We start from the raw sequence: 21,584 nt of genomic DNA, 5'->3' as shown, positions 1-21,584 counted from the left end.
AGAGGTGAAATGCACGTTTGTTAGCCGATAATCCGGCTAGTGGTCGGGTAAAAACAATTTACCGTTCTGATTGGCAATTGCGGCTAATCGGTTGTAAACCGCCTTGCGACGTTCTTTCGGCTCGTACGTCCGCTCAAAATCCAAGTAGGCATGGCTTTCGGGAGTTCCTTCAAGCATGGAATCATCCCAAACTGAAAGAGCCGCTTGCTCGCCATCCTGTAGCTCTCCTTCCTCGGTGGGTAAAGGGATGTCCTCGATTTCACCCACGGTCATCCTCGCAACCGCAGGAGGCGGGGTGAAAGGTTTTCCTTCACTTTCTTTCCTCGCCCGGAGGATTGCGGATTTTTGCTCCAACGCGTCGCCTGGTGTGATTCTGCTTTCTTGATTAACTGAGAGTTTGTAATTGTCGTTTGAAGACAGAGCGAAAGCTGCTCGCGTAACTATCCCGTTGTCGAAGTGCTGAGCGTTGATAATTCGGAGGATCACCAGATCAGGTTCAGTTAGTTGGTTTGGCTGAGTCACTAAACTGTCCTCCGAACCCATTCGAGAATGAGGTCTGAGGGGTATTTGCTCAAGGACTCCACGTCCTTACTGGTCGCATTCATCGAGTCGGTGTTGGACTTGTGGAAGTAAAAACTGCCTTCGGGTTCCACCTCGATTGAGAAATGCTGATTGCCATCAATCCACGAAAATTCAATTGCCCCTTCAATGGACGGTGCCACTGTATCCGGCAATTTGCCTGCCACAACAGAAGCTTTTAGTACAGCTTGAGCTTCGTCGAGTTGATTCTTCGTAAATGCGTCGCCGATTTCACCATCAAGCCATCCCGGCTGCAAGTCTCCAATCTCATTGAGACGTCCCTGCAATCGGTTGTAATCGGGAGTGAGCTGGCTCGTGTTGATGCTGTCAACGGACGTGAAGGTATGCGAGTTCGAATTGATGGTGAATTCGACTTCACCTGAAACTTCGACCCAAGCCCAGGTTTGTTCATTTTCTCCATCAATTTCGAGTTCGAAGCCGTTGTCGTAGGCCGCCGTTGCTGAAACGCGAGACTCGACATCCACAAAGCTGAAGGTGCCACTCGATACGTTCGTGCTTCGTACAAGTCCGCTATAGGTGACATGCTTTTGTTGTGGCTTGTCCAGTTGTTCAAGCAGGTACTTACGGGCGAACGTCGTGTAAGCAGGTTTATCGCTCCAGTCAGTGATCCTGCCGTGCCCGACTTGCAGCTTCTCATCCTCACGGAGAGTCGAACCAATGTTGCGGATTGCTGGCGAAGGTAACGCATATACGCTTTCGGGTAGTTGCCCGTACTCTGACGCAACCCTGAGAATTTCTTCTAACTCCGCCACCGCCTGGCGATAATCCTCGGTGAATTCGTCAGAAGAAGCGGGGAAAAGTGTTGGGGCATCTGGGATGCTTCGTCTTCTTTCCAGGAGCGGTGTTGCTGACCCTTCCGCAATAGTGTTGATGCGAAGTTCGTAATCCTGCCTAAAGTTGTTCGGCAGTTTGGAATTATCAGGGTGTTTTGCTCGCCAGCGAAGTTCGATGAGTTGATAGAGAAGTTCGTCTAATGCTGCGATTTCTTGGGCAGTTGCAGCGGGCATTCCGAAATCTTCAAAACGGTCGCCGTCTAGATGCAGAGAGGCGACTGTTTCGATGTTCGGATCAGCTTGAGTCACAATCGTTCAGTATAAGCGGTTGAGCATATTGAGTTAGTTGTCTGGATCGGCCATTCTTCAAGTCCGGTGGGCGTTTGATCGACAAGTAATGTTTGTGCATGTTGACCCTAAACCGTGTTCGGGTTGTCGAGAACCGAGGGCAGGGGTAGCGTTTCGGGCCACCTGCTCGTCCAATGAGATAAGAAGAACTTCGATGACTGTGCCCACACCGTCTCTGCGGTGACTGCCTCCTCGGCAGGGCCGAGGGCAGACAGGGCAGCCGAGAGGCTTTCCGGAGATACAGCCATGATGATTCCTCCATCGATAAGTTCCGCAGCTACGGATACTGACCACCCCAGCCTAGCCAGATGACAGCACGCGCCACCTATTTTTCGATGACTGCAGCCTTCTCCGCCCCGGTTCTGCGCCCTAGTCTGCCGTCAGGCGGCGGTGACACTCGCCAGGTAGACCCAAGGGCGCTCAGCCGGTGTCCTGGCCCCTGAGGCGCTCGAAGAGCCCGAACTCCATGGCCATCTCCACCAACCTCAGAGTCGTCATCTCGCGGGCAGACTTGAGAACCTCGTTGGACGATTCCTCCTGCTGCCAGAGCGCATCCTCCAAGATGACCTGCAGCTGCGGGGAGCTGGCGAAGTCGATCTTCGAGTTGTTTTTCGCCTGCATCTCCAACTCGGGGTGATCAGCGGCTTCAGCAAGCAACGTCTCGATGAAGTTGACCTTGTATTCGTCCTTGGCTTCGAGGTCACCGAAGTACTTGTTGACCTTCTCAATCAACTCCGACTTTCTGACCTGCTCCGATTCACGAGCCTTCGTCAACCCCGCCTCGGTCATACCCGTTAGACCCGGAGCCTCACCATCGGTAGCGCTGAGCCCTAGGTCATCTTCGCGGATCTTTTCCAGCCGGTAGTGGGTCAGCACCACATCAGAGACGTCCACTGCCTCCGGTTTTTCGGCGTCCGCTGTAAAGTTCCGCAGCGCTTTCGCCAGCAGGTCGGCGAAGACCGACATCTTCTCGTAGCGGGGGTCACCGAAGTGCAGGATCTGGCTGAAAAACGAATAAGCTTTCACATACTGAGCCAACACCGCCTTGAAGTCGAGAAGTTCTTCTCGTCGCTGATCATCCTCGGTGCGTATCGCTTGCTCCCACGCATTCTCAAATCTCTCCACGGCCGGCAACAGGTGCCTAGAAAACTGAGCGTGTTTCCGCGCGGTGGGAGTGCGTTTGGCAGACCATGCTTCCCACACTTGGTCGACTTCTGCCCAGGTGAAGATGCGCTGGGCTTCGAGCTTGGCGATCAGATCAGCGACGAGATCCGGGTCGGACTCCGTCCCAATATGCGCTGCTTCGTAGTAGGTCTGAAACGAGGCGAGGATTTGCTCGGCGTCGTTGACAAAATCAAGAACGTAGGTGTCGGTCTTGCCGTCGACCTTGCGGTTGAGTCGTGACAACGTCTGCACCGCAGCGATGCCCGAGAGTTGCTTGTCGACGTACATGCCCACCAGCAAGGGTTGATCGAATCCAGTCTGATACTTATTGGCCACCACGAGGATATTCTGGCCGTCTTGAGCGAACACATCGGCCAGATCCCGTCCATTGAGGACGGGGTTCATACTGGTCTCGGTGACCATCGTCTGCAGTGTGCCCGGCAACGAAGGAACATCCGGGTCAGGGACCTCCCCGGAAAAGGCCACCAGGGTCTGCAGGGGTAGGTTTCGCTCAGTGATCGCTTTGTCTAAGGCCCGGGCATAGCGCACCGCAGCTGCTCGAGAAGCGGTCACGATCATTGCCTTGGCACGGCCACCTAGATGAGGTTGAACCGTGGATCGGTAGTGATCGAGGATGACGTCGACCTTGGAGGCGACATTCGTCGGGTGGTGTTCAACGAAGTTGATATACGCCCGAGTTCCTTGCCGAACATCAACTTCTCCGTCGTTTATAGCCGCCTCTGCTGAGAGGCCGCCCGGCTGCTGCTCGGCTGCGACACTGGGGTCTTGGCCCTTCTCGGCTACGCGGGCGGCCATCTCGAAGGTGGTGTAGTTTTTGAGCACATCGAGAATGAACCCCTCCTCGATGGCCTGCTTCATTGGGTACAGGTCAAACGGCTCCAGCTCCTGGCTAGCCGGATTGCGCCGTCCAAATAGCTGCAGGGTCTTTTCTTTCGGAGTGGCAGTAAACGCGAAGTAGCTCAACCGCTTGTCCTCGTCACTGCGAGCGGCCATCGCAGCCAGGGCGTCTTGATCAGCGCCGGGCTCCTCCCAATCGACCTCTTCAGCCTCCTTGCCTAGGTAGAGCATCTCCCGCAAAGCCTTCGCGGAGCTACCAGTTTGAGACGAGTGCGCCTCGTCAGCGATCACAGCAAACGTCCGTCCCGCAAGCTTCTCCTGGTTATCCGGGTCTTGTAGCGCTGCGAGCGCATGCGGAAAAGTCTGTAAGGTCACTCCAACGATCTTCGCCGTTCCACTGGTCAGAACCTCTGTTAACCGGGCAGTTTTCGACCCACTGCCCCCGGATTCAATCGCTTGGAAAGTACCAGCCACCGTTTCTAGCTGTTGAACCGCGTCCTGGAGCTGGCGATCCAACACCTGTCGATCGGCGATGACGAAAACGGTATCGAAGACCTTCTCGCCGGCCTCATTGTGCAACGAGGCTAGACGGTGAGCGGTCCACGCAATCGAATCCGTTTTACCTGATCCTGCGGAATGTTGAATGAGGTAGTTATGCCCCGGGCCTTCTACCGCAGCCGCTTTCGCGATCTTGGACACTGCCCGCCACTGGTGAAACCGAGGGAAGCGGATCTGTGAGGTCGTGGTGATCTTGCCAGTGAGCGGGTCGGCCTTGTGTTGGTGGTTGGTGTAGATAAACTTCGTCAAAATCGTCAACCACGTATCCCGATCAAGGATCTCCTCCCAGAAGTAACTAGTCGCATGCCCCGTCGCCGACGGCGGGTTACCGGCACCCCCTTCATGGCTCTGATCAAAGGGCAGAAACCTCGTGTGCTGACCATTGAGGAAGGTGGTCATGGCTATACGACGATCAGTGACCGCGAAATGAACCAAGGCACCTCGCCCAGCCGTCAACAACGGCTCCCCCTGAGGAAGGCGCTGGGTGCGATACTGAGCCTTCGCCTGATCCAGCGACTGGGTGAACTCCGTCTTGATCTCGGCGGTAGCGACAGGAATACCGTTGGCGAATAACGTCAGATCCAACCGGTTGCCGTGGCGGGTGGAATAGACCAACTCCTCGACGACTCGCAGGCGGTTGCGCTCGTAGCGTTTGGTCAGGCGAGGGTTCTTATCGTTGGCCGGCGGCATCTGCAGCAGGCTGAACTTCTTCGCCCCCACCATATCGACACCATGACGCAGAACATTCAGGGTGCCGCCGCCGTGTTTTTCCTCCACCCCTAGCTGCTTGGCTACTCGGTCGAGGATCCGCTTCTGGCCTTTGGTCACTGCCGCCTCGGGTCCGTCTTTCGGAACGATCCGGTGGTAGTTCTCCGGATCGGTTTCCTCCAGCCATCCCAGCAGGTCGGGAACAAACAGGGCTCGTTCTTTGTCATAGCCCTCATTGCCCTTCGACGACAACCATCCATGGGAGGTGAGGTGGTCAACGACAAACCGTTGGAGATGAACCTCCCGATGCGCACCCACACTCATACTTTGGCCTCCAGCTCATCCTGCAGCTGCTCTGCGGCGGACATACCCTGAGCTGTTACATCGATCTGACCAGTGACAGCAGCAGAGATGAGTGCCGAACGTCGTTCCTCGCCTAGAGAGATTAGAGCATCGACATCGTCAGAAGCCATTGCTACCTTCTGAACCTGTTCACGGAGTTTTTCCTTGACTTCTTCCTGCTGCATACGAGAGACAACAGGTACTTCAAGCGTCTTGAGGTTGGGAATGGAGATATTTCTCGCGAGTCCTTGAGCACCAGACACAAGAGGTTCCAGCTGCGTACGCCAGCGAGCTGTTTGCATTACAAGCGCCAGATATTCGCTATCCAAGTGGTCATCGGTCACAAGACGATAGTGTTTATCAGACATAGCCAGTTGGCGATCCAGGTGCGGAACTAGGGCTGCAGATCCGACATGCATAAGGCTTCCGCTAGCGCGAGTCACAATCAGATCGCCTTCAGCGACAAACATTGATGCTGTGAACTGATCTGAATTATCTAGCCGCTTATTCGCCCAAAGATCAAAGCGTCCATGATTCGTGCAACCAGCTTTTAAAACCCCTAGCTCTCCTGGGCCGGCAGGAGAAGAGTCAGCTTCCGGACTTATTCCCTGATCAACTCGAAGCAAGAAGCGACGCAGAGGGGCAAACTCTTTAGCGGTAGCCCACAGTTCGTGCTCGAGAAGTGCACGAGCCCGTTCAGCGGTGTAAGCCTTTAGTTGTTTGAGATCCTCGAGGAAGGCGTCGATTTCGGCGGTTTCTCGGTCGAGATAATCCGCAATCAGACCTTGCTCTTCTAGTGAGACAAGAGGAACCGAGAACGAGGCGATTTTCGATGCACTTAGGTTCTCAATCGTTGATCCTACAATTCGTTGTCGCACTTGTTCCCACCAATCGTGAGATTCCATCCAGTAGCCGAGGAAGCGTGGTTCTGCCTTCGACATGTCTGGCCGGACCCGTGATAGATATCCGGCGTAACAGAAGTCTCCCTCTGACAGATGCAAGTAAGACTTTCCGACTGTGGCTCCGACTGAAGCAACTAGGATATCCCCTGAGTGGACCCAGGCATCCCCGATCAACTGGCGTGGTTGTGAGGCGAATACCTCGTCGCGAAGCTTGCCATCGGCTCCTATGTCCGTGATCCGGATATACCTAGGGTCATCCGTATTATTTTCAGAACCTGAAAGCCCTAATCCATTCACTACCGGCCGGGAAACAAGACGTTTAAGTGGAATCTTTCTCATGCTTTCACCTGCTCCAGGCGGAGACGGATGCGGCCAAGAACTTCGTCGAGATCCCGGTCAATCTCCTCTAGCGGACGTGGAGGGACGTACTTACAGAAGTGGCGGGTGAAGGGGATCTCGACGCCTTCTTTCGTCTTGGATTCATCGATCCAAGCATCAGGGACGAAGGGTTTGACTTCTCGTTCGAGGTAGTCGTGGATGTCCTGATCCCAGGGGACGTTTTCCGTATCCCGCAGGCTAGCGTCTGCTTCGGGTTTGCCCGCCTTCATGACAAGCTCACCCTGGTCATCGTGTTCCCCGAGTTCAGTGATCACAGCCTTGAGCACAGCCGGCTTGAGAACGATCTCTTCGGCAGACAGGGCTTTCTTAAGCTCTGTGGTGAACTGGGCCCGGTTGGTGGACACGACCCCGCCAGTGGCCGCCTCAGCGCCTCTCAGGGCCGCCTGGAGGGCTTCCTGCTCGCCCTCCTCGAGCCTGGCCACCGGCCGGGCAGTCATCACCTTGTCGATGCGCTGGGAGGTGAACGCGTAGTTGAGCTTCAACGGCCGCTCCACCGTGATGGTGCGATAGTAAAAGTCGGTGGTGTCGAAGATCTTCGAGTGCTCGGATTCTACGAAGTCCCCGTACAGCATGGCGATCGTTTTGATGTTCTCGCCGGAGAGCATCTTGCGCTTAGAGCCGATCGACTTGCGCATCTTGACGGACATCTCGGTGGCGTCGATCAGCTGGACCTTGCCCTTGCGAGCGGGGTCTTTGTCTTTGTTGAGAATCCAGACATACGTGGAGATCCCGGTGTTGTAGAACATGTCTGTCGGCAACCCGATGATCGCCTCAAGATAGTCGTTGTCGAGCACCCACTTACGGATATTCGACTCTCCCGAGCCTGCTCCACCGGTAAACAGCGGCGAGCCATTGAGCACGATGGCCCCTCGACCAGCTGCACCTCCCTGCAGGCCGGGTTCACGTAGCTTCGAGACCAGGTGCATGAGAAACAACAACGAGCCGTCAGAGACTCGCGGCAACCCGGGGCCAAAGCGCCCAGAATAACCAGCGATCTTATGCTCGCGCTCCACCGCCGGCCTGTCCTTTTTCCACGCCACACCAAAGGGAGGGTTCGACAACGCGTAGTGAAAGGTCTGATCCTCAAACGCCGGGTTCGTCAAGGTGTTGCCGAGCTGGATATTAGTGATCGGCTGGCCCTTGGCCACCATGTCGGCCTTGCAAATCGCATAAGACTCGGGGTTGATCTCCTGGCCAAGCAGGTTGACCTGGGCGTGCTTATTGAAGTCTTTGATCTTATTATCAGCCGCCGAGAGCATTCCGCCCGTGCCCGCCGTGGGGTCATAGACCGAGCGAATCACCCCTGGAGTGGTCAGATCGGCATCCCCGTCTAACAAGATGGTGACCATCAAGTCGATGACCTCACGCGGGGTGAAGTGCTCACCGGCAGTCTCGTTAGAGGCTTCCGCGAATTTCCGGATGAGCTCTTCGAAGATATGACCCATCACCTCATTGGATACTGCCTCGGGGCGCAGGTCAGCCTTGGCGAAGTGCTGAAGGATCTCCAGCAGCAGGTCGTTGTTGGCGAGGTCGATAATGATCTCATCGAATTTGTACTGCTCGAAAATATCGCGCACGTTCGGAGAGAAAGCGTTGACATAGTCGCGGAGGTTTTCCTCCAGGTTATCCACATCGCCCTGCAACGATCGCAGGTCATGTTGAGAACGGTTGTAGAAGGAGTAGTCGTGACCAGCCCGGTTGCGCAACATACCCGCCGAAGGCGTCTGCTCCGGGTCAAGGCCTTCGATGGCCGCCAGCACCGCTTGCTTGGTGGGAGCCAGTACTCCGTCAAGACGAGCGAGAACGGTGAAGGGGAGGATGATGTTGCCGTACTGGTGCTGCTTGTAGGTTCCACGCAGAAGGTCGGCGGCACTCCAAATAAAAGAGGCGTGATTAAACAAGAGCAACCTGTCTTTCTTGAGGCGAGTTTCTTCCTACTCTAGGAAGATCCCTCCCAACTTCCAGACAGCCACCCCATGTAAACAACCCCCACCCCTCGGAGTTTTCCCCCTCCAACAGCGAGAAAACCCTGGTTAAGAGCAACCTCTCCACGGACGAAGCAACCGACTACTCAGATACGACCACAGGGTGAACCCCCTCAACAACGTCGATGTCGCGCCGGGTGAGCGGCTCCTCTTTCTTCACTCGGGTTCTCTCACTCAGGCGAAGCTCTTCTTCGGTTTTGGCCTGGCTCTCCCTGCCCTCCCCGCTGCCCAACACGATTCCAGTGAGGCGAAGTGCTCCCCGTGGGGATACCACATTTCGACTTGGCCACCGAAAGATTCACCTGATCAAAGGAGTAGACGCGGGTTGTCACAATAATAAGAATATCTTTGCGAAGAGATGTCTTTCACCTGGAGGTATATGAGGTGGGTTCCCTTTGCCGCCTACAGCTCGCTTCCAACTTATATTTGACTCCACAACTCTCGGACCCGGTGATCTGCGTGTTTGGGATGCGCTTCCAGTAGCGCGGTTCCCTGAGGTGTAGATTGCTGGACCTCCTTTACTCCGAGTCTGACTTTCGTAACTGGACTGAGGGCTCTGCGATCTCACGACAATCCCACGACATGATGAGCCCCGAGGGGTTCTCCCGGGTGCTCCGTAGCGCTCCCTATAAAGAGCAAAAACCCTCTGGCCTCTTAAAATGAAAGGTCAGGGGGTTTTCTTTGAGCGCCCCAGAGAGTGTCCGAAGTCACGACATAGTTGACAGGGCGTGCCTGGGGTGGCGGTTGTGATGGTTGTCAGGTCAGTCGCGACATCGTTGACAGTTAGGGTCGCAAAACCACCTGGGATGATGGTTGTCAGGTCAGTCGCGACATTGTTGACACTGGTGCCGGGGCGCGTTTCGGCGGCCGTCAAGCTGATCAGCCGCGACATTGTTGACACGGTGAACAGCCCCAACCGCAACCTCGCCATCGTTAAAGCCGTCAGAGAACAACACGAACCCGTGGCAAAAGTCGCCGCCCGCTTCAACATCTCACGCCAAAGGGTCTACAAAATCCTGGCCGACTTTGATACAGGCGGACCCGACGCTATCGCCCCGAAGTCCCGCGCACCGCGCACCCACCAGCACGCCGTACCCGAACCGCTGCGCAACCACATCATCGAGATACGCAAAGAACTCACCCGGGCCGGTTTCGACGCGGGCCCCGACACGATTGCCTTCCACCTGGAGCGCCAAGGCATGCGCGTGCCATCACCATCAACAATCCGCAGGATCATCACCGCCGCCGGTTTAGTGACCCCGCAGCCGCAGAAGAAGCCGCGCAGCTCCTACATCAGGTTCGAAGCCGCCATGCCCAACGAATGCTGGCAGGCAGACATCACCCACCTGTTCCTTCTCGACGGCACCCGGGTAGAAGTCCTCGACTTCATCGACGATCACTCCCGCTACCTGCTGTCGATGACCACCCGCGCCGCCTTCACCGGCGTGGCCGTCGCAGACGAACTATCCCGACTCATCGACATCTACGGCCCACCGGCATCAACATTGACCGACAACGGCCTGGTGTTCACCGCACGCCTGGCCGGACGCAAAGGCGGGCGAAACGCCTTCGAGAAAGTCCTGACAACCCACCGCATCCAGCAAAAGAACGGCAGGCCGGGCCACCCGCAAACCCAAGGCAAAATCGAACGGTTCCACCAAACATTAAAAAAATGGATCAGCGCACAACCACCAGCGGAAACCATCACACAGCTACAACACCAACTCGACGAATTCGCCGGCTACTACAACACACAACGCCCGCACCGCGCCCTAGGACGGCGCACCCCCGAGACCGCCTACACAACAGGGCCGAAAGCCACCCCCACCACCACGCCCACCCAAGAATGGCGCGTGCGCCACGACATCGTCGCCCCCAACGGCAAAGTCAGCATCCGCTACGCAGGCAGGCTCTACCACCTAGGAATCGGACGAGCATGGGCCGGGGAGAACATCCTCATGGTCATCACCGACAACCACATCACCACATCCACACAAGAAACCAGCGAAATCATCGCCGAACACTACATCGACACCACCCGCCAATACCAAAAACCATACTGGCGAAAAGGCGACCCACCCCTGAGCTAAAACGCATAACCGGCGCCCCGGAAAAACAAAACCCGGGACACCGGTTTGCCAACCATGTCGCGACTGATCTGTCAACCATGTCGCGACTCATGACATGAGCGCCCCAGAGAGGAATCGAACCTCCGACACCGGCTTTAGGAGAGCCGTGCTCTATCCACTGAGCTACTAGGGCAGTGGCATTAGGTTACCGCACGCTCAATCTCACCCCTAAATCAACAACCAGGGGTGCAAGATAGACTTGCCAGCCTCGTTACGTGCAAGTTAAACTTGCCCCATGACTACCGAACCCAAGATCAAGAGAAGCCGTCAACTTCTACTCCTCGCGTTCATTGCCGTTGTCATCCTCGCCTTCATCGGAATCTTCGTCAGCGTCGCCATTCCACTTGCCGTGGTCTACTTCGCAGTGGTGACCGCCCTGTTCTACGCCATCTTCAAGTGGCTCGACCACCTCATCAAACGGCGCAGCTTCCACGCCGAGCCCTGGCGCCCGGCCGACGAGCAGTAACCGGCATGCAGGACAATGACGCCCGCCTCGCCGTGGACATCACCGAGCTCGCGACGCGTATCGACGCCCCCACCACCGACGTGCCGGACTCGTTGAAGGATGCCGACCGGTTCGCCCGTATCGCCCGAGTCGCCACCGAACTGGAGGTGCAGGCATTGCTGGCCGCCCACAACGATGGCGTCTCGTGGTCGCGCATCGGCAAGCATCTCGGTGTGTCCCGCCAGGCCGTGCAGCAGCGCGTTGACCCGAACTACCGCCCCGCGCCTGAACTTCCGCCCACATCCAGAATGCTTGGACCGGTGGACCGCAACGACGAGGTGGAACAGCTCAACGCCGCCGGCCTCCAGGGGTGGAAACCGGTGAAATCTGAGCACGGCCGCCACATCATGATCAAGACCGATGTGAAGTGGGAGATTCAACGCGTATCGATCGCCCGGCTTACCGCCATGCCCTCGGCCGAGGCCGGGTGGGAGGCCGCAACCACGCGGTTCCCGGACTGCTTCTACGTCCGGGAAATTTAGGAAGTGAGCTCGCGGTACTTCGCCGCGACAACATCCACAGCTGGATTCGTGGCGTGGGTGCCGTCGGAAAAGCGCACCGTGGGCACGATCCTGTTGCCGTTGTTGACGGAGGCGACCCAGTCCGAGAACTCGGCGTTCTTCGGGTCGTCGACGTCGACGACCTCGTAGTCGACATCGGTGCGCTTGAGCCCGGCGAGCAGGACGCGGCAGTAGGGGCACCAGCTGGTGGCGTAGACGGTTACGGGGGAGGTCATGTCAGATCCTTTCGAAGCGCTGGAAGCGGTAGCGCAGTCCGGTTGAGGAGGTGAGCCAGCCGCCGTCCGAGACGAGTTTGAAGTCCTCGGTCAGGCGGGGAGCGAAGACGGCGTTGCGGCCGATTGCGGCGGCGAGGTGGGCGTCGATAAGCGTGCGCTCGATGATGTCGACCTCGTCGATGGTGGCCTCGTAGAGCTGGGCGCCGCCGATGATCCAGGCGTCGGTTTCCAAGTCCGGTAGGTCGCGGGAGACGAATGCGCCGTTGGACCAGGTGCCGGCCTCGCGCGAGGACACAACGTGGTTGGGGCGCCCCGGCAGCGGTCGCATCGGCAGAGCCTCCCAGGTGCGTCGGCCCATGATGATCGGGTGGCCGAAGGTGATCTCCTTGAAATGCTTCAGGTCCTCCGGCAGGTGCCAGGGCATGCCGGCGCCGTCGCCGATCACGCCGTCGAGACTCTGGGCCCAGATCGCGCCCAGCACTAGACCGCCACCTCCGCCGTGATGGTCGGGTGGGGGTCGTATCCGACAACTTTGATGTCATCGAAGTCGTATTCGAACAGGCTCGGTGCCTTGGTCAGCTCGAGCGTGGGGTAGGGGCGCACCTCGCGGGAAAGCTGCTCTTTTACCTGCTCGATGTGGTTGTTGTAGATGTGGCAGTCGCCTCCGGTCCAGATCAGCTCGCCGACCTTGAGGCCCGCCTGCTGCGCGAACATGTGCGTCAACAGCGAGTACGAGGCGATGTTGAACGGCACGCCCAAGAACATGTCGGCGGAGCGCTGGTAGACCTGCATGCTCAACCGACCGTCCGCCACGTAGAGCTGGAAGAGCAGGTGGCAGGGCATGAGCGCCATCTTGTCCAGCTCGGAGACGTTCCACGCCGAGACGAGGTTGCGGCGCGACTCGGGGTCGTCGCGAAGCAGGCGCAGCGACTCGGAGATCTGGTCGATGTGCGAGCCGTCCGGGGTCGGCCACGAGCGCCACTGCACGCCGTAGACGGGGCCGAGCTCGCCGTCCTCATCCGCCCACTCGTTCCAGATGCGGATGTTGTTGTCCTGAAGCCAGGTCACGTTCGACTCGCCGCGCAGGAACCACAGCAGCTCGCCGACAACGCCCTTGAAGTAGACCTTCTTGGTGGTCAGCAGCGGAAACGCACTGGAGAGGTCGTAGCGCAGCTGGCGACCGAAAACGCTAAGCGTCCCGGTGCCCGTTCGGTCGCCCTTAGCCGAGCCGTTGTCCAGGATGTCGCGCAGCAAATTTTCATAGGGGGCGGGCACAGTCATGTGCAGTGACCTTAATGGGTTCGCTACGTGCCAGCAAGGCCATCGAAGGAGCCGTGCTGCTCGAGGTACTCGGCGCAGGCTTTGAGGATGTCCTCGGCCAGCTCAGGGCGGCAGATTAGCAGGTCGGGGATGTAGGTGTCGGCGTTGTTGTAGCGCAACTCGGAGCCGTCGAGACGCGAGGCGTGCAGCCCCGCGGCCAGCGACACCCCGACGGGCGCGGCCTGGTCCCACTCGTACTGGCCGCCGGCGTGGATGTAGGCGTCGTAGTCACCCAGCAGCACGTGCATCGCCTTCGCCCCGGCGGAGCCGACCCCGACGGTTTCGAAGCCGAGCTTGTCGGCGACGAACTGCGCCACCTCCGGCGGGCGGTTGCGCGACAGCGCGATGCGGCGCGACAGGGGACCGGAAACGTGGCGCACATCGGAGGACTTGAACACCACGCCCAGGTCGGGCAGGCCGACCGCGGCGTGGGTGGGAACGCCGTTTTCCACCAGCGCGACGTGGACGGCCCAGTCCTGGCGGCCGGTGGCGAACTCCTTGGTGCCGTCGAGTGGGTCGACAATCCAGACGCGCTCCTTGTCCAGGCGCTCCGAGTTGTCGGCGGCCTCCTCGGAGAGGAAGCCGTCGTCAGGCCGGTGCTGGGCGAGCACGCGGGCGATCCAGTTTTGGGCGAGGTCGTCGCCCGCCTCGCCGAGCTCGCGGCCGCGGAGCAGCCCGACGCCGCGGATCCCCTTGAGGATCTCGCCCGTACCCTGGGCGATGAGGTTGGTCAGCCGCGAGTCGGAGTGCTGGGAGTCCGGTACAGTCATGGCCCAAACATTACCCGGTTAAAGTGTTCCGCATGACTGCAAGCGTTTTGGACCGTTTCCACCCCCAGGTGGCGACGTGGTTCGCCGAGGTGTTTGCAGCCCCGACCGCGGTCCAGGAGGGGGCGTGGCGCACGATCTCCGCAGGCGAAAACGCCCTTGTTGTCGCGCCGACCGGCTCCGGTAAGACGCTCGCCGCGTTCCTCTGGTCGCTCAACTCGCTGGTGGAGCGTGCGGGCCAGCAGGCGCTGCCTATCGACGGCTCGACGCGCTCCACCCACGGCGGGGTCAAGGTGCTCTACATCTCCCCGCTCAAGGCGTTGGGTGTGGACGTGGAGAACAACCTGCGCGCCCCGCTCGGCGGCATCGCGCGCGTGGCGCAGCGCATGGGCTTAGACACCCCGGACATTTCGGTGGGCGTGCGCTCGGGCGATACCCCGCAGGCGGAGCGCAATAGGCAGGTGCGCAAGCCCCCGGACATCCTGATCACCACGCCCGAGTCGCTCTACCTCATGCTCACGTCGAAGGCCGCTGGAATCCTCAAAACAGTCGACACCGTCATCGTCGACGAGATCCACGCCCTGGCGGGAACGAAACGCGGCGTGCACCTGGCGCTCTCGCTCGAGCGTTTACGCCGCATCACGGGACCGTTCCAGCGCATCGGCCTTTCCGCCACGGTGCGCCCGCTGGAGGAGGTCGCGAACTTCCTCGGCCCGAAGACCACGATTGTCAACCCACCGGCGGAGAAGAAGTGGTCGCTTGACGTGCACGTTCCCGTCGAGGACATGAGTGATCTGCCCGTGCCGGAGGAGGCGTCGACGATTGGCGAGGCGATCGTAGATGACTTGCTGGACCCGGCGCCGGTGGGGGCGTCGAAAAGCATCTGGCCCCATATCGAGCGCGCGGTGTACGACAAGGTGATGGCGCACCGCTCGACCATCGTCTTTGTCAACTCGCGGCGCACCGCCGAGCGCCTGACCAGCCAGCTCAACGAGCTGTGGGCGATTGAGCACGACCCAGACGCTTTAAGCCCCGCTTTACGACGCCCGCCCGCGCAGCTGATGAAAGCCGTCGACACCGCGGGGCACGCGCCGACGCTGATCGCGCGCGCCCACCACGGCTCGGTGTCGAAGGAGGAGCGCCTGACCACCGAGACGATGCTGAAAGAGGGCACGCTGAAAGCCGTGATCTCGACGTCCTCGCTCGAGCTCGGCATCGACATGGGCGCGGTTGACCTGGTGATTCAGGTGGAGTCGCCGCCGTCGGTGGCCTCCGGCCTGCAGCGCGTCGGCCGCGCCGGGCACTCCGTTGGCGAAACCTCCGCCGGCGCGTTCTACCCGAAGCACCGCTCCGACCTCGTGCAGACGGCGGTGACGGTGCCACGCATGCGCGCCGGCCAGATCGAGGAGCTGCGCACGCCCCTGTCCCCGCTCGACGTGTTGACGCAGCAGACGATCGCCGCGGTCTCCGTCGAGGACCTCGACGTCGACGAGTGGTACGACACCGTGCGCGGCGCCTGGCCGTACCGCAACCTGTCGCGCGACGTGTTCGACGCGGTGATTGATCTGGTCGTGGGCGTGTACCCATCGACGGACTTCGCGGAGCTTCGGCCCCGCGCGATCCTCGACGGCGCGGTGCTGAAAGCCCGCCCCGGCGCGCAGCGCGTGGCGGTGACCAACGCCGGCACGATCCCGGACCGCGGCATGTTCGGGGTGTTCCTCGTTGGCGGGGGAGAGGGATCCGCGCCGCGTCGCGTCGGCGAGCTCGACGAGGAGATGGTCTACGAGTCGCGCGTCGGCGACGTGTTTACCCTCGGAGCGTCGAGCTGGCGCATCGAGAACATCACCCGCGACCAGGTGCAGGTCACGCCCGCGCCGGGTCACACCGGCAGGCTGCCCTTTTGGACGGGTGATTCGTTGGGCAGGCCGTATGAGCTAGGCAAGGCGTTGGGGGAGTTTCGTCGTCAAGCACGCTCGGGCCCGCTCGACGCCTCGCTCGATGAGTTCGCGCGCCGCAACCTGATTGCCTACCTCGACGAGCAGGAGGAGGCCACCGGCATCATCCCGGACGACACCACGCTGGTGCTCGAGCGATTCACCGACGAGCTGGGTGATTGGCGCGTTGTGCTGCACACCCCGTTTGGCAAGGGGGTCAACGCCGCATGGGCGCTGGCCGCGGGCTGGCGTATCGCCCAGGACACGGGGATGGACGCCCAGGCGGTCGCCGGCGACGACGGTATCGTGCTGCGCCTGCCGCAGGGTGAGAAAGAGCCGGACTCCTCCCTGTTTTCCTTCGATGCCGACGAGATCGCGGACATTGTCACCGAGCAGGTGGGCAACTCCGCCCTGTTCGCCTCGCGTTTCCGGGAATGCGCGGCGCGCGCGTTGCTCCTGCCGCGGCGCAACCCCGGCAAGCGCGCGCCCTTGTGGCAGCAGCGCCAGCGCGCAGAGCAGCTTCTCGATGTCGCTCGCAACTACCCGTCGTTTCCCATCATCTTGGAAACGGTGCGCGAGTGTCTGCAGGACGTCTACGACCTGCCTGCCCTGCGCGAGGTGATGCAGCACCTGCAGACGCGGCGCATTCGCGTCGCCGAGGTCACCACCGAGCAGCCGAGCCCGTTCGCCTCCTCGCTGCTGTTCAACTACACCGGCGCCTTCATGTACGAGGGTGGCACCCCGCTGGCGGAGAAGCGCGCGGCCGCGCTCTCGCTCGACCCGTCGCTGCTTGCGAAGCTGCTGGGCACCGTCGAGCTGCGCGAGCTTCTCGACGCCGACATCATCGCCGAGGTGGATGCCTCGCTGCGCCGGGTGGGCAAGGCGCAGACCTCTGAGCAGTTCGCCGACACCCTGCGCATCGCCGGCCCGGTCGCGATCGACGAGCTCTCGGAATACTCATCGGTCCCGCTGGCCTCCCTCGAGTCCTCGCTCGGCGCGCGCGTGATGCGGGTGCGCATCGGCGGTCGCGAGCACATCGCCCAGGTTCTCGACGCGCCGCTGTTGCGCGACGGCCTCGGCGTGCCGGTCCCGCCCGGGGTGGCGGCGCAGGTCGCCACGATTAACGACGCCTTAGCGCAGCTGGTCAGCAGGTGGGTGCGCACCCGCGGGCCGTTCGTGCTGCGCGAGCTTGCCGACGCCTTCGGCCTCGCGGTCGGTGCGGCCTACTCCGCGCTGGCGCCGCTGGTGGACGCGGGCAAGGTGTTCGAGGGCCGCTACCGCCAGGGCGTGTCCGAGCAGGAGTACGTGGCGGTGGAGGTGCTGCGCATCATCCGTTCGCGCTCCCTGGCCGCGGCGCGCGCGCAGACCCGGCCCGTGTCCCAGTCCGCGTTTGGGCGCTTCTTGCCGAGCTGGTCGCACGTCGCGCCGGCGGGCCAGGTCGCGGCGCTGCGCGGCGCCGACGGGGTGTACACGGTATTGGAGCAACTCGCCGGGGTGCGGCTGCCCGCCTCTGCGTGGGAGTCGCACGTGCTGCCGTCGCGCGTGGGCGACTACAACCCGGTGATGCTCGACGAGCTGACCGCCTCCGGGGAGATCTCCATCGTCGGCGCGGGGAAGGCGGGCGCGCGCGACCCGTGGCTGATGCTGCTGCCCGCCGACTACGCCGGCCAGCTCATGCCGGATTCCGTCGAGCCGACGCTGTCGCTAACCCAGGCCCAGGTGCTGGAGAAAGTGCGCGGCGGGGGAGGGTTCCTGTTTACGGACCTGTTGCAGGGCACGACCGTCGAGGAGCTGCGCGAATCGATCTGGGACCTCGTGGAGGCAGGGTTCGTCGCCCCCGATTCTTTCGCCCCGATCCGGGCGCGCCTGTCCGGCGGGAAGACGGCTCACCGCGCCAAGCGGCGGCCGTCGCGCTCACGGGTGCGCACGGGCCGCACTTCCTTTGCCACGGTGACCCCACCGGACATGGTGGGCCGCTGGGCCGCCACTCCGAGCGTCGATACGGATGCGACCCGCCGCTCGGTGGCGTTCGGCGAGGCGTGGCTTGACCGCTACGGCGTGGTCACGCGCGGCAGCGTCGTCGCCGAGGACGTGCTGGGCGGCTTCGCGCTGGCGTACAAGGTGCTCTCCGGTTTCGAGGAGTCCGGCAAGGCGATGCGCGGATACCTCATCGAGGGCCTCGGCGCGTCGCAGTTCTCTACACCCGCGACGATTGACCGCCTGCGCGGGCACCAGGATTCCGACGACGTGGTGGGCTGGCCCTCGGGCACGCGCGAGCCACTGATGTACGTGCTCGCCGCCACTGACCCGGCCAACCCGTACGGTGCCGCGCTGCCGTGGCCCGCCCAGGGCCCGACGCGTTCCGCCGGTGCCATGGTTGTGCTTATCGACGGCCTCCTCGCCGCGCACATCACCCGCGGCGGCAAGACCATGACGACGTTCTTCGACCATTTCCCCGAGGGGATCGACGACCCCATGCCGCTGGTGATCTCGACCCTGTCGCAGGCCGTTGCTGCGGGGCGGATGAAGCCGCTCAACGTGGAAAAGCTCAACGGCGAGCCCGCGTTTTCGCTGCGTGACTTCGGCGCGGCCGTCACGCACAAGGGAGCGAAGATTGGCGGGTCCACCTCCACCCCGCCCAAGCGCCGCGGCCGGACGGTGGCCGAGGCGATGGGCGAGCTGAGTTTCGACGACTAGCCGTACTCCTCGTACGGTGGCTCCGGCGGAATCCAGGACAGATCTTCTGGCTCGGGGTGGAACTCGAACACGAGACCGGACTCCTGCTCCAGCACGCGGATGGCGTTGACGCACGCGTCGTAGTCGCCGCCGACATCGTAGGCGTCGCACAGCGTGTGGCACTGCGCATTGAACCTCGCCACCCGGGAGCGTGCCGCGTGGCTCGAAGCCGGGGTTGACCTCCACCGCGGACTGGAAGGGGTAATCTGCCCCGCCAGGATTCCGTTCGATTCGCTGGTCAGCCAGGTGCGGTTGGCAAAGATCCACAGGGTGTCACCGGTGGCGGGGTCGGGGATGTAGAAGGCCCGTCGATCGGTTTTCACGTTGTGGTGATGCTGACATAAACAGAACAAATTTTCGGGGGTAGTTTTTCCTCCTCCGTTGAAGGGGATGCGGTGGTCTAACTGGCACTTGTCGGCGGGCGTGTGGCACCCGGGGAAAATGCATGTGCCGTCCCTGGCGCGCGCGTAGTCGGCCATCTCGGCCGTGGGGGAGTACCTGTCGACGCTTTTGGCGCGCACGTCGTCAAGGTTGGTCGTCGTTGGTGGGAAAAATTCGAGCAGATCCTCTGGAACCGCCGTGGCGTCGGCGTCGGTCCAGCCGAACCCGGGCAGGTAGGCCGAGCTGCCCGGTACGCGTGCGCCGTCGCGACCCGGGGTGAAAATGTGCAGCACGGGTGCGGGGGCTGGGTTGAGTGATCCGGTGAGCAGCTTGATGATGCTGTCTGCGAGGCCGAGTTTGTGCTCCTTAGCCGTGGCGCGGATGAAGCTCCCGCCAGCGGCCATGGTTGCGGTGTCGGCGGTGAGGGTCAACGCACTGCGCTCGCCGGAGCCGGTGGAGACCGGGTGGAAGGTCGCGTTGGGCGCGGTCGATTCCTCCCGTTTCTTGCGCCGCTTCGGGTCGAAGTTCACCGAGGTGTCGATCTCTGCAATGAGTCGGCGCAGCCGGCGGGTGATGCTCCACAGGCTCGGCAGCGTCGTGCCTGCGCGCGTGAACATTGACACCAGGGCGTCGTCGAAAAGCGCGAAGGTTTCAGGCGCGGTGTGTGCGGGCAGCACGCGCAAGGTTTTGTCGATGGCGGCGAGGCGGGGGACGTCGAGAAGCTTGAGCGTGGCGTGCAGCGCGCGCAGCCGCGGCAGGTCGCGCAGGCGGCTGTAGCCGAAGATGCCGGACTCGACGAACGTTTTGCCGCGGCGTGTCAGTGCCATCAGCTCGGCGATTTCGATGTCGAGGTCGCGGTCTATGCTGTTGGCATGATCCTCGCTGTACTGGGAAAACACCAGGTACTCACCCTCGATGATGAGCTGTGCGCCTGCTGTTCGGTGGTTGTCGGGCGTTGTCGTTTCCATTGTCCCCCCTCCCTTTACCCACGATAATATAGAACATATATTCGACTACCAACCGTTGAGAGAAAGATTTTTTAAAAAGTGCCCGAAGGCGATTCCGTCTACCAGTTGTCCAAGCGCCTGCAGCTCATGGCAGGGCGCGAGGTCACCCACACCAGCCTGCGCGTACCGCGGTTTGCCACCGTCGACTTCACGGGCCTGACCTGCGACCGCGTCTGGCCGCTGGGCAAGCACCTGTTCATGCAGTTCGGGCCCGAAACCCTGCACACGCACCTGAAAATGGAGGGCACGTGGTCCATCCACCGCGCGGGCACGCGCTGGCGCAAGCCCGGCCACACCGCGCGCGTGGTACTGCGCCTCGCCGACGCCAAAGGTGATATCGAGATCGTCGGCCACGAGCTTGGGCTTGTCGACGTCTTCCCGACGCGCGAGTACCCCACGCGCATGAGCTACCTCGGCCCCGACATGCTGGCCGAGGACTTCGACCACGACGAGGTGGTCAGGCGCATCCTCCGCACACCCGAGATGGAGATCGGCCGGGCGCTGCTAGACCAGAAAAACGCCGCCGGCATCGGCAACGAGTACCGCGCGGAGATCTGCTTCCTCGCGGGCACGCACCCGGCGAGGAAGGTGCGTGAGGTGGACGTCGATAAGCATGTGCGGCTCGCGCGCAGGCTCATGTGGGCAAATAAAGACTCCCCAGTCCGGGTGACCACGGGGGTCAAACGGGCCGGGGAGACAAGCTACGTGTTCGGGCGCAACAACAAGCCCTGCCGCAGGTGCACCACGCTCATCCGCAAAGGGTTCCTCGGCGGCGCGGGCGACTTAGAGCGCGTTATTTGGTGGTGTCCGCGGTGCCAGCCTGCCGCTCCTTCATGGCACGGCGGATGAGGAAGCCCAGGAAGACAAGGATGAGCAGGATGAGGATGACGTAGATCACATTCGAGTAGGTATCCACGTATCCGCCCACGATGTGCCAGTTGTCGCCGAGCACGAAGCCGAGGTAGATCAGGATCGCGTTCCAGATCGCGGAGCCCAGCGTCGTCCACAGGCCGAAGGTGACAAGGTTCATCCGGTCGAGGCCGGCGGGGATCGAAATCAGCGAGCGCACGCCCGGAATCAGGCGCCCGAAGAACACCGACACCTTGCCGTACTTGTCAAACCACGCGAGGGCGTTATCCACGTCGGAGGCCTTGACCAGCCACATCCAGTCCGCGATCGCGCGCAGGCGCTGCGCGCCCAGCCACGCGCCGAGGCCGTAGAGCAGATACGCGCCGGCCACCGAGCCGATCAGCGACCACACGAACACCGACACAAAGTTCAACGAACCCTGCGCCACGGTGAAGCCCGCCAAAGGCAAAACCACCTCGGAGGGGATCGGCGGGAACAGGTTCTCCGCCAGAATTGCCAGACCGACACCCGGAGCGCCGATCACCTCCATCAAGTTGACGAGCCAGTCAATAATCGCTTGCAT

17 protein-coding genes and 1 tRNA gene are annotated in these 21,584 nt (G+C 61.3%); 5 read left to right on the top strand and 13 right to left on the bottom strand.

Annotated elements, in window-relative coordinates; translation table 11 throughout:
- Nucleotides 1–36: 36 nt before the first annotated feature.
- The 6 genes from E3227_RS00795 to E3227_RS00770 all read right to left on the bottom strand — a co-directional run bounded on the left by E3227_RS00795 (nucleotide 37) and on the right by E3227_RS00770 (nucleotide 8,553).
- Nucleotides 37–522, bottom strand: coding sequence for a hypothetical protein (locus tag E3227_RS00795; protein WP_144317258.1), 486 nt, complete (start codon nucleotides 520–522; stop codon nucleotides 37–39).
- A complete protein-coding gene (locus tag E3227_RS00790; RefSeq protein WP_144317257.1) occupies nucleotides 522–1,682 on the bottom strand; it encodes a hypothetical protein in 1,161 nt (386 codons plus the stop codon). The genes E3227_RS00795 and E3227_RS00790 overlap by 1 nt, the downstream gene beginning before the upstream one ends.
- Before the next feature lie 107 nt (nucleotides 1,683–1,789).
- Entirely contained in the window at nucleotides 1,790–1,969 is a 180-nt protein-coding gene (locus E3227_RS00785; protein WP_144317256.1) for a hypothetical protein, read from the bottom strand.
- 172 nt (nucleotides 1,970–2,141) lie between these two features.
- Nucleotides 2,142–5,261, bottom strand: coding sequence for a type I restriction endonuclease subunit R (locus E3227_RS00780; RefSeq protein ID WP_246062709.1), 3,120 nt, complete (start codon nucleotides 5,259–5,261; stop codon nucleotides 2,142–2,144).
- 68 nt (nucleotides 5,262–5,329) lie between these two features.
- Nucleotides 5,330–6,592 carry a restriction endonuclease subunit S gene (locus E3227_RS00775; RefSeq protein ID WP_144317254.1) on the bottom strand — a complete coding sequence of 421 codons (1,263 nt, stop codon included), beginning with the start codon at nucleotides 6,590–6,592 and terminating at the stop codon, nucleotides 5,330–5,332.
- The gene (locus E3227_RS00770) at nucleotides 6,589–8,553 is read right to left on the bottom strand and encodes a type I restriction-modification system subunit M (protein ID WP_144317253.1); all 1,965 of its coding nucleotides are present in this window, start codon (nucleotides 8,551–8,553) and stop codon (nucleotides 6,589–6,591) included. Before E3227_RS00770 ends, E3227_RS00775 begins: the two co-directional genes overlap by 4 nt.
- A gap of 986 nt (nucleotides 8,554–9,539) precedes the next feature.
- Between E3227_RS00770 and E3227_RS00760 the strand changes: the two genes are divergently transcribed.
- Nucleotides 9,540–10,727, top strand: coding sequence for an IS481 family transposase (locus E3227_RS00760; RefSeq protein WP_136648868.1), 1,188 nt, complete (start codon nucleotides 9,540–9,542; stop codon nucleotides 10,725–10,727).
- A gap of 99 nt (nucleotides 10,728–10,826) precedes the next feature.
- Here E3227_RS00760 and E3227_RS00755 read toward each other — a convergent pair.
- Nucleotides 10,827–10,899: transfer RNA gene (locus E3227_RS00755), tRNA-Arg, on the bottom strand.
- 102 nt (nucleotides 10,900–11,001) lie between these two features.
- Here E3227_RS00755 and E3227_RS00750 point away from each other — a divergent pair.
- Both E3227_RS00750 and E3227_RS00745 read left to right on the top strand, forming a co-directional pair.
- Nucleotides 11,002–11,232 carry a hypothetical protein gene (locus E3227_RS00750; protein ID WP_144317252.1) on the top strand — a complete coding sequence of 77 codons (231 nt, stop codon included), beginning with the start codon at nucleotides 11,002–11,004 and terminating at the stop codon, nucleotides 11,230–11,232.
- 5 nt (nucleotides 11,233–11,237) lie between these two features.
- A complete protein-coding gene (locus E3227_RS00745) occupies nucleotides 11,238–11,753 on the top strand; it encodes a hypothetical protein (protein WP_144317251.1) in 516 nt (171 codons plus the stop codon).
- Here E3227_RS00745 and E3227_RS00740 read toward each other — a convergent pair.
- The 4 genes from E3227_RS00740 to E3227_RS00725 are packed head-to-tail and all read right to left on the bottom strand — an operon-like array spanning nucleotide 11,750 to nucleotide 14,097.
- A complete protein-coding gene (locus tag E3227_RS00740; protein WP_144317250.1) occupies nucleotides 11,750–12,007 on the bottom strand; it encodes a mycoredoxin in 258 nt (85 codons plus the stop codon). The genes E3227_RS00745 and E3227_RS00740 overlap by 4 nt on opposite strands.
- Before the next feature lies 1 nt (nucleotide 12,008).
- Nucleotides 12,009–12,488: a dihydrofolate reductase gene (locus tag E3227_RS00735; RefSeq protein WP_144317249.1), complete on the bottom strand. Its 480-nt coding sequence runs from the start codon at nucleotides 12,486–12,488 to the stop codon at nucleotides 12,009–12,011.
- Nucleotides 12,488–13,288 carry a thymidylate synthase gene (locus tag E3227_RS00730; RefSeq protein ID WP_144317248.1) on the bottom strand — a complete coding sequence of 267 codons (801 nt, stop codon included), beginning with the start codon at nucleotides 13,286–13,288 and terminating at the stop codon, nucleotides 12,488–12,490. The genes E3227_RS00735 and E3227_RS00730 overlap by 1 nt, the downstream gene beginning before the upstream one ends.
- Nucleotides 13,289–13,311: 23 nt before the next feature.
- A complete protein-coding gene (locus E3227_RS00725) occupies nucleotides 13,312–14,097 on the bottom strand; it encodes a 3'(2'),5'-bisphosphate nucleotidase CysQ (RefSeq protein ID WP_144317247.1) in 786 nt (261 codons plus the stop codon).
- Between the two features lie 32 nt (nucleotides 14,098–14,129).
- Between E3227_RS00725 and E3227_RS00720 the strand changes: the two genes are divergently transcribed.
- Complete coding sequence (locus E3227_RS00720; protein ID WP_144317246.1) at nucleotides 14,130–18,725, top strand: ATP-dependent helicase; 4,596 nt, start codon at nucleotides 14,130–14,132, stop codon at nucleotides 18,723–18,725.
- Here the strand turns inward: E3227_RS00720 and E3227_RS00715 are convergent.
- Nucleotides 18,722–20,113, bottom strand: coding sequence for an HNH endonuclease signature motif containing protein (locus tag E3227_RS00715; RefSeq protein ID WP_144317245.1), 1,392 nt, complete (start codon nucleotides 20,111–20,113; stop codon nucleotides 18,722–18,724). The genes E3227_RS00720 and E3227_RS00715 overlap by 4 nt on opposite strands.
- A 78-nt stretch (nucleotides 20,114–20,191) precedes the next feature.
- Here E3227_RS00715 and E3227_RS00710 point away from each other — a divergent pair, with 78 nt between their 5' ends.
- The gene (locus E3227_RS00710) at nucleotides 20,192–21,001 is read left to right on the top strand and encodes a DNA-formamidopyrimidine glycosylase family protein (protein ID WP_144317244.1); all 810 of its coding nucleotides are present in this window, start codon (nucleotides 20,192–20,194) and stop codon (nucleotides 20,999–21,001) included.
- Here E3227_RS00710 and E3227_RS00705 read toward each other — a convergent pair.
- Nucleotides 20,946–21,584 (bottom strand): DedA family protein, encoded by a 639-nt coding sequence (locus E3227_RS00705; RefSeq protein ID WP_144317243.1) that lies wholly within the window; start codon nucleotides 21,582–21,584, stop codon nucleotides 20,946–20,948. The genes E3227_RS00710 and E3227_RS00705 overlap by 56 nt on opposite strands.

This window comes from Corynebacterium sanguinis (assembly GCF_007641235.1).
In the GTDB taxonomy this organism is placed as follows: domain Bacteria; phylum Actinomycetota; class Actinomycetes; order Mycobacteriales; family Mycobacteriaceae; genus Corynebacterium; species Corynebacterium sanguinis.
The sequence above is the reverse complement of the archived record's forward strand: the minus strand, read 5'-3'. Positions and strand labels throughout refer to the sequence as shown.